The sequence below is a fragment of the Nonomuraea rubra genome, from assembly GCF_014207985.1.
In the GTDB taxonomy this organism is placed as follows: Bacteria; Actinomycetota; Actinomycetes; order Streptosporangiales; family Streptosporangiaceae; genus Nonomuraea; species Nonomuraea rubra.
In genome coordinates this window covers 1,195,683-1,209,590 of sequence record NZ_JACHMI010000001.1, presented here as the reverse complement: position 1 = coordinate 1,209,590, position 13,908 = coordinate 1,195,683, and the positions used below count along the sequence as shown (strand labels likewise).

The window sequence follows — 13,908 nt, the reverse complement described above, 5'->3', positions numbered from 1 at the left end:
TCACATCGCCTGGTCGAGCGGAACCAGGAGGGTGCCTCAGCCCCGCGAGTCCCACTGACAACTTCCTTATGTTGATCTGGGCAAACGGTAAAGAGGCCCGCTTTCCTCAGCTCCTGCGCATCAGCCATCTAAACATCACAGAACGATCACGGCCGTCTTGTCCCCATCTTTCCGACCAAAGCGGCTACCGGATCTCAAGATCGACACTGTATGTTCCTGGCTATCCCTTTACTGACGCATGGGACGCAAGAGGCGTTCCACGACAGCGCAAGGAGTTACCTTGAAGCGCATCCTCCTCCCGGCCGGTGGCGCCATTCTGGCCACTGGTCTGCTGGCTGCTGGTCTCGCCAGCACCGCCCAGGCCGACACTGACGTTGCCAAGGACGACCTGGCCAAGACCGCGGCGCAGGCCGCCGAGGTCATCGACTTCTGGACCAAGTCGGACAACGCGGCGCTGAAGAAGGCCGTGGCGTTCAACCCCGACGCTCTCGAGGTTGAGAAGATCTCCTCCGGTGGTGGCTACAGCGCCGACACCAAGCCGGGCTCGACCGCCCCCATCGGCGAGGAGAAGAAGAGCACCGCCAAGGTGCAGAACGTGAACCTGCCGAAGACCATCGGTAAGGTTTTCTTCGAGTACCGTGACGGCTCGCTCTACTGGTGCTCGGGCACCTCGATCCAGTCGCAGTACCGCAACCTGGTCGCCACGGCCGGTCACTGCGTCTACGACATCGCCGGCAACGACGAGGTCGTTTCCCGCTGGGTCTTCGTGCCGGGCTACTACCAGGGCAAGGCTCCTTGGGGCATCTACGTGGGTAAGCAGGCCTTCACCCACTACGACTTCGACGTCTACGAGGACTTCGACCGCGACTACGCCTTCGTGACCGTCTACGACGGCATCGGCGGCGTCGCCAACCAGTCCACGAAGGTCACCCCGAGCGAGTACAAGGCGCACATCGCCAAGGGTGGCAAGGGGTACATCAAGGAGACCCCGATCACCGCCGAGGAGTTCGCGGCGGGCTACGACAAGTACGGCGAGGCTGGCCCGTACAAGTCGGCCCCTGCTGACCCCAAGGTCGAGACGGTTGCCAAGCCCGCCGATGTGAACCTCGGCAACATCGACGAGTACTACAAGGGCGAGGGCCCCACCAAGGGTGTCAAGGTCGTTGGCATCGAGGTCACCGAGGCTGTGTGGAACGCGGCCAAGGTCGGCTTCGACAACGGCGACCGCGTGCCCAGCCAGAAGGTTGCGATCTCCAAGGAGGAGTACGACTCCCTGGTGGCGCAGAAGGGTGACGGCAAGTACCTCGGCACCCTGTCCACCAACGAGGCGAAGACTGCCTGGTTCAAGCAGGAGTTCTACGTCAAGAAGTGGATCAAGACCACGGCTCAGGTGAAGTACTGGGTCGAGGACTACTACGTCGTCGAGCACAACGTGAAGAGCGTTGGCCGCCTCGGTGACAACGTCGGTGGCCAGGGCTTCGCCTGGAACCAGCCCACCGGCAAGTACGTCCGCACCTTCGGCTACCCCTTCGGCCCGCACCTGGACGGCAACAAGCCGTTCACCGGTGTCACGCCGAAGTGGTGCTACGGCAAGACGGCCAAGAACGTCCTCCGCATCCCGTCCAAGAAGGTCGAGGAGCAGATGTCGTTCAAGTGCACCGTGACCGCCGGTTACGACGGTGCGCCGTGGCTGTACAAGTACAGCAACAGCAAGCGTCTCGGCTACGTCAACGGTGTCACCAGCCTCATCGCCGACACCGACAGCAACAAGCGCTACGACACGATCACCTCGCCGTACTTCGACGGTGAGACCGCCGCGATCTACAAGGCCGCTTCGGCCTCGTGGTCCGGCAAGCTGATCCCGTAGTTCTCGCTGCTGGACAGAACGACGACCTAGTCATCGTTCACATGCTTCACCCAAAGGGCTCGGCTCTCCGCCGGGCCCTTTGGCCTTTCTATGAGAAATCTGAGCATTCCCCTTACCAGAGTGACTGAAGGGTCGATAGGGTCTTTACACCCTTTTTGACAACTGTGGAGCCTCCCGTGAAGCGCCTGCTCATCCCCCTCGCCGCCGCCGGCCTGAGCGCCGCCGTACTCGCCTCGCCCGCCACTGCCGCCCCGTCCTGGGAGTCGGAAGACCTCCTCCCCAAGCCGGCCGACGCGTACGGTGCCGCCGCTTTCTGGCTCGACTCCAACGGAGCCGCCCTCCGGAAGGCCACGCAGTACAACCTGGACGCCAAGGACGTACCGAAGGTCGTCAGCTCGGGCAGCAAGGGCGTGCCTGACGGCAAGCCCGGCATGACCGGCCCGACCACCGCCCCCAAGGCCGGCACGAGCAAGAACGTCAACCTGCCGAAGACGATCGGCAAGGTCTTCTTCCTCGACAAGTCGGGCCACTACCGCTGGTGCTCGGCCACCTCGATCCAGTCCAGGAACCGCAACCTGGTCGCCACGGCCGGCCACTGCGTGTTCGAGAACGGCAAGGACCAGGTCTACCGCAAGTGGATCTTCGTGCCGGGCTACTACCAGGGCAAGGCGCCCTGGGGCGTCTACGTCGGCGCCTACGCCTTCACCGCCTACGACCTCGACACCTACGACGACTACGACGGCGACTACGCCTTCGTCGCGGTGCACAACGGCTTCGCGCTGACGGGCTCCAAGGAGGTCGTCAAGAGCGAGTTCCACGCCTGGGGCGGCGACAAGTGGGTCAAGCACGAAGAGATCAAGAAGGAAGAGTACGACGCCGGGTTCGACAAGTACGGGCCCGCGGGGCCGTATTGGTCGAAGGACTTCGACGTCACGCCGGAGAAGGTCGCGCACAACTACACGGGCGAGAAGATCCTGACCAAGGTCGAGGTCACCGAGTCCGCGTACGGCAAGGCGCCGAAGGACACCGCGAGCGACGTCAACGGCGAGCAGTACGAGCAGGCCGGCCCGAACCCGATCAGCCAGGAGGAGTTCAAGAAGCTCACGGCCGAGAAGGGCGACGGCAAGTTCCTCGGCAAGCTCACCGCCACCAAGGACGCCAACGGCAACGAGACCGCGTGGTTCGAGACCCGCTACTACATCAAGCAGTGGGTGAAGGCAGGCAAGACGGTCCGCTACTTCCGCGACCACTACTACATCGGCCTGGCCAAGGACCTCGGCCGCCTCGGCGACGTCGTCGGCGGCCAGGGCTTCGCCTGGAACCAGCCGCTCGGCCAGCAGGTGACCGTCTTCGGCTACCCGAGCGCCCCGCACCCCGACGGCGACAGGCCGTTCACCGGCGTCACCCCCAAGTGGTGCACGGGCAAGACCGGCACGAAGAGCGTGCAGGTCAACATGTTCAAGGTCGAGACCCACCAGGTGCTCAAGTGCTCCATGACGTGGGGCGCCGACGGCGGCCCGTGGCTCATGAAGTACAACAACAGCAAGCGCACCGGCTACGTCAACGGCGTGACCAGCGTCTTCGCCGACAACGACGGCAACGACCGGATCGACTACATCAGCTCGGCCATCTTCGACGGCGAGACCGCCGACGTCTACAACAAGGCGAACTACGCCGAGACGAAGAAGATCGTCGGCCCGAACGGCGAGCTCCTCAAGTAACCCCGCGTTGGGCCCGGGCGTGCCCCGGGCCCACCACAGGGATCACACGGCGGTGAGCTCGCGCGTGCGCTCGCGCAGCGCCGCCACCGGCCGCTCGTTCTTGTACGGCTCCAGCCGCCGCCGCAGATCGGCCGCGTACGACCGCGACCGCGCCGACTGGAGCTCGGCGGCCAGCGCCAGCGCGCCGGCCGCGGCCGTGCACGCCTCCTCCAGCTCACCGCACTGCAGCAGCCCGGCCGCCAGCAGCGACAGGTTGAACATGCGCCCCCGCACGTACCGGGAGTCCATGTCGAGCGAGCGCCGCGCCTGGCGCACGACCCGCTCCCCCTCCCCGAGGTCGCGGAAGCAGTGGGCGAACTTGGCGGACAGGTAGGCCTCGTCGAAGTAGCTGAGCCACTTGGGCTCCTCGGCGGGCTTGCGGGCATCGAAGGCGCACTCGGCCTCGTGGAGGGCGTGGCCGCAGGATCCGGCGTCGCCCAGACCGGCGTGCGCGTGGGCCTCCAGGACGTGCGCGGAGGCCAGGAGAGTCTTCACCCCGGCCTTGCGGGCCGCCATCTGGGCGGCCCTGGCCAGGTCGAGGGCGTGGGCCGGCTGGCCCATGTAGATGGCCTGGTGCGCCATGCCGGCCAGGATCTCGCCGCCCAGCGTCTGGTCGTCGGCGCCCCTGGCCAGGCGCAGGGCCTGGATCAGGTACCGCTGGGCGAGGCCGTGCTGCTCCATGTCGTAGGCCATCCACCCCGCCAGGCGGGTCAGCTCCGAGGCCGCGGCGGCCAGCTGCCTGCCGGTGGACTCGCCGTACGAGCCGTCCTTGAGCAGGGGGGAGACGGCGGTGTCGAGGTATTTGACCACGGACGAGCGGACGCGTCCGCTGCCGAAGCGGTTGTCGAGCTCACCGAACGAGCGGGTGACCTCGTGGATGGCGGCGATGTCGGCGCGGCCGACCCGCCGCGTCCCCATGCCGCTCGGGCGCCCCTCAGAGGGCGATGTCAGCCAGCGTACGGCTCCAACAGAGCCTGCTCCTATCGCGAACGTCGAGTCGATCAGGAACCTCCGTCTCTCTACATCGGCCCGCCACAGCGCCGTCACGGTCGCGACCCCCTCCTGCCAGGTGTGCGTGAACTCCTGTCCGAGATCGAGGGGTGTGATGACGGCCGGCATGCCCAGGTCCTCCGACGAGACCGGCCTGCCTAGCCGGAGCGCGAAGATCTCGGTGAGCAGGCACGGGACCGGATCGCGCGGCCTCTGACCCCCGATCCAGCGCAGGACGGAGCTGTGGTCGTACTTGAGGCCCGGAGTGCCACGTGCGGCTCCCAGATCGTTGAGGCGCCTGGCCAGTCCCTTGTGGGAAAAACCCGCCTCTGCGATGAGCTGCTGCAGCAGTCGATTCGGCTCGCGTTCCATCGCTCTCCTCGTCACAGGAGTCGGCGCCCACATCATTACAGAGAGCTACTGTTATAGCACCTTGCGTAAAGGGTTTATGGCAGTTCCCAAAGGTCACCCAAACTCCATCCCACACCCCGGGCCGTCTGCGCATGGTCAGCGGGCCCTGGCTCCTGGACGGGGATCTCAACTACCCACGAAACGCCCATGTAACCCGAAAAGCAGAACCACCTGGTGAGGGGCGGTAAAAAAGGGGCGAGCGAGGGCCCGGAAAGGGCTCTCTCGCTCGCCAGGACGGCCCGTGAGGGCTAGACGCGCGCGACCCCGTCCGCCCGGGCCTGGGCGGCCACGGCGGCCGTCACGGCGGGCGCGACGCGCTCGTCGAACGGGCTCGGGATGATGTACGTCGCCGAGAGGTCGTCACCGACCACCCCCGCCAGCGCGTTGGCCGCGGCCACCTTCATGTTCTCGGTGATCGCGGTGGCCCGCACGTCGAGGGCTCCCCTGAACACGCCGGGGAAGGCCAGCACGTTGTTGATCTGGTTGGGGAAGTCGGAGCGCCCGGTGGCCACCACGCTGACGTGCCTGGCGGCCACGTCGGGGTGCACCTCCGGCGTCGGGTTGGACAGCGCGAACACGATGGCGCCGGGCGCCATGGACGCGATCGCCTGCTCAGGGACCGTGGACCCGGACAGCCCCAGGAACAGGTCGGCGCCCGCCAGCGCCTCCTCCGTGGAGCCGGTGTGACCCGCCCGGTTGGTGTCGCGGGCCAGCGCCTGCTTGACCGGGTTGAGGCCCTCCCTGCCCTCGTAGATCATGCCCTTGGAGTCGGAGACCGCGATGTCGCCGATGCCCGCCTCCAGCAGGATGCGGGTGACCGCGACGCCGGACGCGCCCGCGCCGGCCACGACGGCCCGCAGGTCGCCCAGCGTGCGGCCGGTCAGGCGGGCGGCGTTCTGCAGGGCGGCCAGCGCCACGATCGCGGTGCCGTGCTGGTCGTCGTGGAAGACCGGGATGTCGAGCAGGTCGCGCAGCCGGTCCTCGATCTCGAAGCAGCGGGGGGCGCTGATGTCCTCGAGGTTGATGCCGCCGAACGAGGGCGCCAGGCGCACCACGGTCTCGACGAGCCCGTCGACGTCGGTGCAGTCGAGGCAGATGGGCACGGCGTCGACGCCCGCGAACTCCTTGAACAGCAGCGCCTTGCCCTCCATGACCGGCATGGCGGCCGACGGGCCGATGTCGCCGAGGCCGAGCACCGCGGTGCCGTCGGAGACGACGGCGACCACGTTGGAGACCCAGGTGTAGTCGTCGGCCAGCGCGGGCTGGTCGGCGATGGCGGTGCAGACCCGGGCGACGCCGGGCGTGTACGCGAGCGACAGGTCGTCGGCGTCGCGGACGGGAACCGTGGAGCGGATCTCGATCTTGCCTCCCCTGTGCAGGGCGAAGGCGGGATCGAGATCGGGTGTTTCGACGGAAGCAGAAGCGGGCGTGGCAGCCACAGCGACCCCTGTAGTCATCGGTAGCGGAAGTAACCTTCGGCGGACGAGCGCGAGCGGGCTGGCTTCGGTAGCTGCCAGGATCCCCTCGCCGGTCGTCTGGTGAGGGGGTTCGGGGGTCACCCGTCTTCCCATCTTGCCACATGCTGAGATGCTCTTCAGTGTCGGCGCCGACGCCGTTCTGTTGACGCATCGTTAAATCCCGGGTGACAGACCGCAGCTAAACCCCATCTAAACTGCACAAAACGCAAGTTTCATGGCTTTTCACTACGAGGAGGCCGTACATGGCCCTCAGACCCCTGAGCCGCCGAGGCTACGCCGCCGGCGCGCTCGTCTTGGCCACTGCGCTCACGCTCACCGCGTGCGGCAGTGACGCCGGCTCCGGCACCGGCACGACCGGTGCCAGCGCCTCCGCCGCCGGCGGTGCCAAGCTCGTGCAGCCCGGCAAGCTCACGGTCTGCACGAACATCCCGTACGAGCCGTTCCAGTTCAAGGACGGGAGCGGCAAGATCGTCGGGTTCGACGTGGACATCGTCGACCTCGCCGCGAAGAAGCTGGGCGTGACCCAGAACATCGTGGACATCGACTTCGCCGTGATCAAGAGCGGTGCCGCCATGTCCGCCGGCAAGTGCGACGTCGCCGCCGCCGGCATGACGATCACCGACGAGCGCAAGCAGAACATCGACTTCTCCGACCCCTACTTCGACGCCACGCAGGCCCTGCTGGCCAAGAAGGGCACCGGCGCCACCTCCCTGGAGGACGTCAAGGCCAAGGGGCTCAAGCTCGGCGCCCAGGCCAGCACCACCGGCCTCGACTACGTCAAGAAGCAGGGCTTCGACCCCACCGAGTACGCCGACTCGGCCAAGGAGCTGCTGGCCCTGCAGGCCGGCCAGGCCGACGTGATCGTCCAGGACCTGCCCGTCGTCCTCACCTGGCTGAAGAAGCCCGAGGTCGCCGCCAAGTTCGAGATGATCGGCAGCCTCGACACCGGCGAGCAGTACGGCATCGGCCTGAAGAAGGGCTCCGACCCGGTCCTGCTCAAGACGATCAACGAGGAGATCGCCAAGGCCAAGCAGGACGGCACCTACGAGAAGATCTACGTGAAGTGGTTCGGCAAGAAGCCCGGCGAGCTGGGCTGATCCATGGCCGACCAGCCGAAGACGGCTGAGCCCGGGCGTACCGGGCTCAGCCCTCGGAAAAAGCAGCAGGTCAGCCGGGGCGTCCAGTACGTCATACTGGCCGCCGCGCTCGTCGCCGTCGTACTGTACGCCGACTGGCCGAGCCTCGCCCAGAACTTCGCCAAGCTCGACGTGGCGCGTGCCGCGCTGCCCGATCTGTTCACCATCGCGCTGCGCAACACGATCATCTACACGCTGGGCGGGTTCGTCTTCGCGTTCGTGCTGGGCCTGGTGCTGGCGCTGATGCGGATCTCGCAGGTCCGGCCGTACCGGTGGATCTCGATCATCTACATCGAGATCTTCCGCGGGCTGCCCGCGCTGCTGATCTTCCTGCTGATCGTGTTCCTGCCGCTGGCGCTGCCGGGCTTCGAGGTGCCCGGCGGCACGTACGGGCAGGGCATCCTCGGCCTCGGCCTGGTCGGCGCGGCCTACCAGGCGGAGATCTTCAGGGCCGGACTCCAGGCCGTGCCCAAGGGGCAGACGGAGGCCGCCAGGTCGCTCGGCATGTCGGCCTCCCGCGCCCAGATCACCGTGGTGATCCCGCAGGCCATCCGGATGGTCATCCCGCCCACCACCAACCAGTTCGTGGCCCTGCTCAAGGACTCGTCGCTGGTGCTGTTCCTCGGCGTGTCCGGCGAGTACGTCGAGCTGGCCAAGTTCGGCAACGACCTGGCCTCCCAGTACGCCAACGCCACGCCCATCATGGTCGCCGGCATCACGTACCTGATCGTGACCATCCCGCTGGGTTACCTCGCGTCCCGGCTGGAAGGGCGTAAGGGGAGGAATCGATGACAACCCACGCCATCGAGCTGAGCGACCTGCACAAGTACTTCGGCAAGAACGAGGTGCTCAAGGGCATCGACATGACCGTCGACCCGGGCCAGGTGGTCTGCGTCATCGGCCCGTCGGGCTCGGGCAAGTCCACCCTGCTGCGCTGCGTGAACCTGCTGGAGACGCCCACCAGGGGCAAGGTGTTCGTGGAGGGCGTCGAGATCACCGACCCCGACGTGGACATCGACGCCGTACGCCGCCGCATCGGCATGGTCTTCCAGCAGTTCAACCTGTTCCCGCACATGACCGCGCTGCAGAACGTCATGATCGCCCAGCAGCGGGTGCTGAAGCGCGGCAAGCGCGAGGCCGAGGTCATCGCCCGGGACAACCTGGAGAAGGTGGGCGTCGGCTCCAAGTGCGACTCCCTGCCCGGCCAGCTCTCGGGCGGCCAGCAGCAGCGCGTCGCGATCGCCAGGGCCCTGGCCATGAGCCCCAGCCTGATGCTCTTCGACGAGCCCACCTCGGCGCTCGACCCGGAGCTGGTCGGCGACGTGCTCACCGTCATGCGCAAGCTGGCGGAGGAGGGCATGACCATGCTGGTGGTCACCCACGAGATGGGCTTCGCGCGGCAGGTGGCCGACCGGGTGGTGTTCATGGACGGCGGCGTGATCGTCGAGGACGGCGCCCCGGCGCAGGTCATCGGCGACCCCCAGCAGGAGCGCACCCGCACGTTCCTGCACCGCGTCCTGCACCCGGAGGAGTGACCGGCAGGGCGGGGCGCTCACCATCCGGGTGCCCCGCCTTTCTGCTGTAATGGACCGGGATGGACCTCACCTCTTACGCCGAGTGGGCGGTCCGGCTGGCCAACGACCCGGACCCGCCGCCCGAGCTCAGGAACCTGCGTGACGAGCTCGCCGCCGTCTTCGACGCGGCAGGCGACGAGCGCGCCGTCGCCGGGCTGCTGAACGCCCTGCTGGTGCGCTATCCCGTACGCCCCCAGCTCTCCGACCACGACGGCCACGCCTGGCACCTCCACCTGGCCGAGGACCCCGCCGCGACCGCCGTCATGGGCCTGGCCGCGGTCGTCGCCGAGCTGGGCGTGGACCGCCTCGGGCGGTGCCGTGAGCCGCACTGCGGGCTCGCCTTCCTCGACACCTCCTCCAACCGCTCCCGCCGCTACTGCTCGGCCCGCTGCGCCAGCCGCGCCAACGTCGCCGCCTTCCGCGCCCGCCGCCGGAACGGTTCCTAGCCCTTGCGAGGCGCCCTGCGCAGGAGCGGCCAGTAGCGCAGCACCACGCGGCCCACGATGTCGTCGACGGGCCCGAAGTCCCAGCTGTCGCGCCTGCCGCTGGCCCGCTGGTTGTCGCTCTCCAGCCACCACCCGCCGGCCCCGTGCCACTGCGCCCGCTTGACGATGAGCCGGTCGGGGTCGCCGGGCAGCCTCGCCACCACGAGGTCGCCGGGATGCACGGTGGCACCCCGGCGTACGAGGAGCCAGTCTCCGGGCACCAGCGCGGGCCGCATCGAATCCCCTTCGACACGCACTCTCATCGTCAAGACCCCCCACTCCGCGGGCGTTGGGACACGAGTAAGGTCGGTTGTGGACCAAGCTGATTCAGCATCCAGGAAGGACTTTCTGATGCTCGCACGACTGCTACGACCCAAGCATGTCGCTTCCGCACACTGCGACCTGCCCTGTGGGGTCTACGACCCCGCTCAGGCCCGCATCGAGGCCGAGTCGGTCAAGGCGATCATGGAGAAGTACGCGGCCAACGAGGACGCCGTCTTCCGCGCCCGCGCGATCAAGATCAAGGAGGAGCGGGCCGAGCTGGTCAAGCACCACCTGTGGGTGCTGTGGACCGACTACTTCAAGCCGCCGCACCTCGAGCAGTACCCTCAGCTCCACCAGCTCTTCTGGGACGCCACAAAGCTCGCCGGCGCCGCGGGCGCCAAGGGCACCGTGGACGTCGCCAAGGCCGAGGACCTACTGGGCAAGATCGACGAAATCTCCAAGATCTTCTGGGAGACCAAGGCCGCCTAAAACGGCACATAAGGCTCTGTGCGGTCACACCCCGCACAGAGCCTTTTCCGTTGATGGCGAGTCTGAATCGTCCAAGCACCTCTCAGGGGCGGTAAGTTGCAGACAGCGTCGGATTCGCGAGGAGGAACGTGACCGAGGAAACCGAGACGCGCGCGGAGGGCGTGGCCGGCATCCGTGACGTGGTGAGCATCAGGCTCCCCGCAGCGAGTGCCTACCTGTCTGTGCTGCGTACGGCAACCGCCGGCCTGGCGGCGCGGCTTGACTTCACCCTGGACGAGATCGAGGACCTGCGGATCGCGGTCGACGAGGCCTGCGCGATGTTGCTGAACGAGGCGGTGCCCGGCACCGACCTCACCGCGGAGTTCGAGCTCACCGGGCAGGAGATGCAGGTCAGGGTCGAGGTGGCCACCGTCGGCAGTTCCGCGCCCAAGCGCGACGACTTCGCCTGGATGGTCCTGACCGCCCTGGCCGACGACGTCGACGCGGTGACCGACTCCCCTGATCGCATGGCGATCGTCCTGCGTAAGCGCCGAGGCGCGGCCCGGAGTACGGCAGGGCCGGCGTGACGGAAAGGACTGGAGCCATGGCCACCAGCGAACACGCCGTGCCCGACAGGGTGCGTGCCCGCATGCTCTTCGCCGAGCTGGCCGAGCTGGGCCCCGAGGAGCCGCGCCGCCAGCGCATCAGGGATGAGCTGGTCGAGCTTCACCTTCCTCTGGTCGAATACCTGGCTCGCCGCTTCCGCAACAGGGGCGAGTGGCTCGACGACCTCACCCAGGTCGCCACCATCGGGCTGATCAAGTCCATCGACCGGTTCGACCTGAACCGGGGCGTGGAGTTCTCCACCTACGCCACGCCCACCATCGTCGGCGAGATCAAGCGGCACTTCCGCGACAAGGGCTGGGCGGTCCGCGTGCCGCGCAGGCTGCAGGAGCTGAAGCTCTCGCTGACCAAGGCGATAAGCGATCTGTCCCAGCGCGAGGGCCGTGCCCCGACCGTGGCGGAGCTGGCCTCCTACCTCAAGATGACCGAGGAGGAGGTGCTCGAAGGGCTCGAGTCGGCCAACGCGTACTCGACCGTGTCGCTGGACGCGCCCGACTCGGGCGACGACGACGCTCCCGCGGTGTCCGACTCGCTCGGCATCGTGGACGAGTCGCTGGAGGGCGTGGAGTACCGCGAGTCGCTCAAGCCGCTGCTCGAACGGCTGCCGCCGCGCGAGAAGCGCATCCTGTTGCTGCGGTTCTTCGGCAACATGACGCAGTCGCAGATCGCCACCGAGCTGGGCATCTCGCAGATGCACGTCTCGCGCCTGCTCGCCCGCACGCTGGCGCAGCTGCGCGAGGGCCTGACCGCCGACGACTGATCCCCGGCTTCCGCGCATCGCCTGCGCGGAAACGGGTCTAACGGCGCGAGGGGTCGGTGTCAGCTCCCGACGCCTTGCCGTCACCGTAGAGGGCCTGCGTGGTGGGGGGAGCCAGCAGCGTCACCAGCCCCGCCAGGGCCACGACGATCATCGGGATCCCGAGCTGCGGCTGGCTCGACGTGATGAGGGTGCCGCCGACCGGCAGCATGAAGATCTGCGTCAGCACGCCGGGCGAGCGCCCCCACCGCTCCATCTTGAACAGCCCGCCCCAGGCCACCCAGAGCAGGCCCGCCCCGACGAGCAGCCCGAACCCCGCCACGGCCAGGGCAGAAGTGACGTCGTCCGGCGCCCCGGTCAGGGTCTCCACCGCGACGTAGACGCCGAGCCCGAGCGCGACCAGCCCCTCCAGGGCGACGACCGCGGCGGCGATGAGCAGGGTAAGCGGGCGACCGTTCACGTCCGTACCCTACCTCCCGGGCCGGACGGGGCGGAAAATAGGACGTTCGGCCGATAAGTCGGACAAGGCCACCGGCTACGCTGGCGATATGCGCGCAATGCTGCTGGTCAACCCCAAGGCCACGACCACGAACGCCCGTACGCGGAACGTGCTGATCCGCGCTCTCGGCGCGGCGGTCGACCTCACCGTCGAGGAGACCCGGTACCGGGGGCACGCCGCGTCGCTGGCGGCCACCGCGCGGGCCAAGGGGTACGACGTGGTCGCCGTGCTGGGTGGCGACGGAACGATCAACGAGACCGTCAACGGCCTGCTGAACCCGGTGAACGGCGACGACGACCCGCCGAGGGCCGACCCCAGCACCGGCCGCCCCGGCCTGATCGTCATCCCCGGCGGCAGCGCGAACGTCTTCGCCCGCGCGCTGGGCCTGCCGAACGACCCGGTGGAATCGACCGGCCAGGTGCTGGAGGCGCTCAGGGAGAACCGGCGCAGGACCGTGGGTTTGGGCCAAGCCCTCTGGGAGGGGCAGAGCCGCTACTTCACCTTCTGCTCGGGCATGGGGTACGACGCGGAGGTTGTACGGGCCGTGGAGGGCCTCAGGGGCACGGGGCGTAAGGCTACCCCTGCACGGTATGTGAACACGGCTCTGAGGCACTATCTGGCCACGGACAAGCGGCATCCCGCGATGACCGTGACCGGCCCGGGCATCCCTCCCGCCGAGGGGGTGTTCATGGCGATCGTCTCCAACACCTCGCCATGGACGTACGTGGGCAGCAGGCCGGTCCGGCCCACCCCGTGGGCGAGCTTCGAGACGGGGCTCGACCTCCTCGGCATGCGGCGCATGGGACCGATGACGCTGGCGAAGGTGATCCGGCACATCCTCACGGAGAGTGACATCCTTCCGTCCGGCCGGCACCTCGTCCAGATGCACGACGAGGCGGAGATCACGCTCACCGCGGACCGTCCCGTGGCCTTTCAGCTGGACGGCGACTACCTGGGAGAACGCGAAACCGTAACATTCCGGTCTACACCGAACGCGTTACAAGTTCTGGTCTAGTCGGTTACATTCGGTCATTGTGTGACGCATCCGACATCCATAACCGCCAAAACTTCCCGCCAACCCCCTTGCGTGCACTCTCCGTGGCTGACAGGCTCGTTCATGACGTCGGAACGTAGGACCTTTAAACACCCCAGGGTCCTCCGAAGGTCAGCGGGCAACCCCGGTCCTCACAGGATGCGGGTAATTGTTCGCGCGAGTTAGTGAAACTCTTCACAAAGTAGTAGCCGCACGGAGCCGACCAGAGGCTCCATCTACTAAGGAGTGGACGCATGGACTGGCGCCACCGAGCTGCCTGCCGTGACGTGGACCCCGAGCTGTTCTTCCCGATCGGCAACACCGGCCCGGCACTCATGCAGATCGAGGAGGCCAAGCAGGTCTGCCGTTCCTGCTCGGCCGTCGAGGCCTGCCTGAAGTGGGCCCTGGAGTCCGGCCAGGACGCCGGCGTCTGGGGCGGCCTGAGCGAGGACGAGCGCCGCGCGCTCAAGCGCCGCTCCGCCCGGGCTCGCGCCCGCGCCACCGCCTGACCCTGTCACACCCAAGAACATACGCGACGCCGGTCCGCGCGCAGCAGCGGCCC

Annotated in this window: 15 protein-coding genes; 11 read left to right on the top strand and 4 right to left on the bottom strand. The window is 67.7% G+C overall.

Annotation, left to right across the window (positions count from 1 at the left end; genetic code table 11):
* The first annotated feature begins 280 nt into the window (after positions 1–280).
* Both HD593_RS05605 and HD593_RS05600 read left to right on the top strand, forming a co-directional pair.
* On the top strand, positions 281–1,867 hold the full coding sequence (locus tag HD593_RS05605) for a trypsin-like serine peptidase (RefSeq protein WP_185101038.1): 1,587 nt from the start codon (positions 281–283) through the stop codon (positions 1,865–1,867).
* Between the two features lie 176 nt (positions 1,868–2,043).
* A complete protein-coding gene (locus HD593_RS05600) occupies positions 2,044–3,588 on the top strand; it encodes a trypsin-like serine peptidase (protein ID WP_185101037.1) in 1,545 nt (514 codons plus the stop codon).
* Positions 3,589–3,630: 42 nt separating this feature from the next.
* Here the strand turns inward: HD593_RS05600 and HD593_RS05595 are convergent, their stop codons facing one another.
* Positions 3,631–4,989 carry an NsdA family TPR-like regulatory protein gene (locus HD593_RS05595; protein WP_185101036.1) on the bottom strand — a complete coding sequence of 453 codons (1,359 nt, stop codon included), beginning with the start codon at positions 4,987–4,989 and terminating at the stop codon, positions 3,631–3,633.
* A 287-nt stretch (positions 4,990–5,276) separates the two neighbouring features.
* On the bottom strand, positions 5,277–6,485 hold the full coding sequence (locus HD593_RS05590; protein ID WP_185101035.1) for an NAD(P)-dependent malic enzyme: 1,209 nt from the start codon (positions 6,483–6,485) through the stop codon (positions 5,277–5,279).
* A 263-nt stretch (positions 6,486–6,748) separates the two neighbouring features.
* Between HD593_RS05590 and HD593_RS05585 the strand changes: the two genes are divergently transcribed.
* Genes HD593_RS05585 through HD593_RS05570 form a run of 4 tightly spaced genes read left to right on the top strand, consistent with a single transcriptional unit; the run spans position 6,749 to position 9,662 of the window.
* Positions 6,749–7,603 (top strand): ABC transporter substrate-binding protein, encoded by an 855-nt coding sequence (locus HD593_RS05585; protein ID WP_185101033.1) that lies wholly within the window; start codon positions 6,749–6,751, stop codon positions 7,601–7,603.
* Between the two features lie 3 nt (positions 7,604–7,606).
* Positions 7,607–8,434, top strand: a complete 828-nt coding sequence (locus HD593_RS05580) for an amino acid ABC transporter permease (RefSeq protein ID WP_185101031.1) — start codon at positions 7,607–7,609, stop codon at positions 8,432–8,434.
* A complete protein-coding gene (locus HD593_RS05575) occupies positions 8,431–9,177 on the top strand; it encodes an amino acid ABC transporter ATP-binding protein (protein ID WP_185101030.1) in 747 nt (248 codons plus the stop codon). The genes HD593_RS05580 and HD593_RS05575 overlap by 4 nt, the downstream gene beginning before the upstream one ends.
* A gap of 59 nt (positions 9,178–9,236) precedes the next feature.
* Positions 9,237–9,662 carry a CGNR zinc finger domain-containing protein gene (locus HD593_RS05570; protein WP_185101028.1) on the top strand — a complete coding sequence of 142 codons (426 nt, stop codon included), beginning with the start codon at positions 9,237–9,239 and terminating at the stop codon, positions 9,660–9,662.
* On the opposite strand, the gene HD593_RS05565 is transcribed toward HD593_RS05570, so the two are convergent.
* Positions 9,659–9,964 (bottom strand): S24 family peptidase, encoded by a 306-nt coding sequence (locus HD593_RS05565; RefSeq protein ID WP_185101027.1) that lies wholly within the window; start codon positions 9,962–9,964, stop codon positions 9,659–9,661. The two genes, HD593_RS05570 and HD593_RS05565, sit on opposite strands and share 4 nt — an antisense overlap.
* A gap of 88 nt (positions 9,965–10,052) precedes the next feature.
* Here HD593_RS05565 and sodN point away from each other — a divergent pair, with 88 nt between their 5' ends.
* From sodN to HD593_RS05550, 3 genes are all read left to right on the top strand, one after another.
* Positions 10,053–10,454 carry a superoxide dismutase, Ni gene (gene sodN / locus HD593_RS05560; protein ID WP_221524625.1) on the top strand — a complete coding sequence of 134 codons (402 nt, stop codon included), beginning with the start codon at positions 10,053–10,055 and terminating at the stop codon, positions 10,452–10,454.
* Positions 10,455–10,582: 128 nt separating this feature from the next.
* Positions 10,583–11,020 (top strand): ATP-binding protein, encoded by a 438-nt coding sequence (locus HD593_RS05555; protein WP_148442131.1) that lies wholly within the window; start codon positions 10,583–10,585, stop codon positions 11,018–11,020.
* A 17-nt stretch (positions 11,021–11,037) separates the two neighbouring features.
* On the top strand, positions 11,038–11,817 hold the full coding sequence (locus HD593_RS05550) for an RNA polymerase sigma factor SigF (RefSeq protein ID WP_171074665.1): 780 nt from the start codon (positions 11,038–11,040) through the stop codon (positions 11,815–11,817).
* A 37-nt stretch (positions 11,818–11,854) separates the two neighbouring features.
* Here the strand turns inward: HD593_RS05550 and HD593_RS05545 are convergent, their stop codons facing one another.
* On the bottom strand, positions 11,855–12,274 hold the full coding sequence (locus tag HD593_RS05545; RefSeq protein WP_185101025.1) for a hypothetical protein: 420 nt from the start codon (positions 12,272–12,274) through the stop codon (positions 11,855–11,857).
* An 88-nt stretch (positions 12,275–12,362) separates the two neighbouring features.
* Between HD593_RS05545 and HD593_RS05540 the strand changes: the two genes are divergently transcribed.
* A complete protein-coding gene (locus HD593_RS05540; RefSeq protein WP_185101023.1) occupies positions 12,363–13,328 on the top strand; it encodes a diacylglycerol/lipid kinase family protein in 966 nt (321 codons plus the stop codon).
* Between the two features lie 272 nt (positions 13,329–13,600).
* Complete coding sequence (locus tag HD593_RS05535) at positions 13,601–13,855, top strand: WhiB family transcriptional regulator (RefSeq protein ID WP_148442134.1); 255 nt, start codon at positions 13,601–13,603, stop codon at positions 13,853–13,855.
* The last annotated feature ends 53 nt before the right edge of the window (positions 13,856–13,908 follow it).

Bases quoted from the DNA above. Each gene is read 5' to 3' on its own strand.
- HD593_RS05595 (WP_185101036.1), bottom strand. From the start codon at position 4,989: ATGGAACGCGAGCCGAATCGACTGCTGCAGCAGCTCATCGCAGAGGCG.
- HD593_RS05590 (WP_185101035.1), bottom strand. From the start codon at position 6,485: ATGACTACAGGGGTCGCTGTGGCTGCCACGCCCGCTTCTGCTTCCGTC.
- HD593_RS05585 (WP_185101033.1), top strand. From the start codon at position 6,749: ATGGCCCTCAGACCCCTGAGCCGCCGAGGCTACGCCGCCGGCGCGCTC.
- HD593_RS05580 (WP_185101031.1), top strand. From the start codon at position 7,607: ATGGCCGACCAGCCGAAGACGGCTGAGCCCGGGCGTACCGGGCTCAGC.
- HD593_RS05575 (WP_185101030.1), top strand. From the start codon at position 8,431: ATGACAACCCACGCCATCGAGCTGAGCGACCTGCACAAGTACTTCGGC.
- HD593_RS05570 (WP_185101028.1), top strand. From the start codon at position 9,237: ATGGACCTCACCTCTTACGCCGAGTGGGCGGTCCGGCTGGCCAACGAC.
- HD593_RS05565 (WP_185101027.1), bottom strand. From the start codon at position 9,964: ATGAGAGTGCGTGTCGAAGGGGATTCGATGCGGCCCGCGCTGGTGCCC.
- sodN (WP_221524625.1), top strand. From the start codon at position 10,053: ATGCTCGCACGACTGCTACGACCCAAGCATGTCGCTTCCGCACACTGC.
- HD593_RS05550 (WP_171074665.1), top strand. From the start codon at position 11,038: ATGGCCACCAGCGAACACGCCGTGCCCGACAGGGTGCGTGCCCGCATG.
- HD593_RS05540 (WP_185101023.1), top strand. From the start codon at position 12,363: ATGCGCGCAATGCTGCTGGTCAACCCCAAGGCCACGACCACGAACGCC.
- HD593_RS05535 (WP_148442134.1), top strand. From the start codon at position 13,601: ATGGACTGGCGCCACCGAGCTGCCTGCCGTGACGTGGACCCCGAGCTG.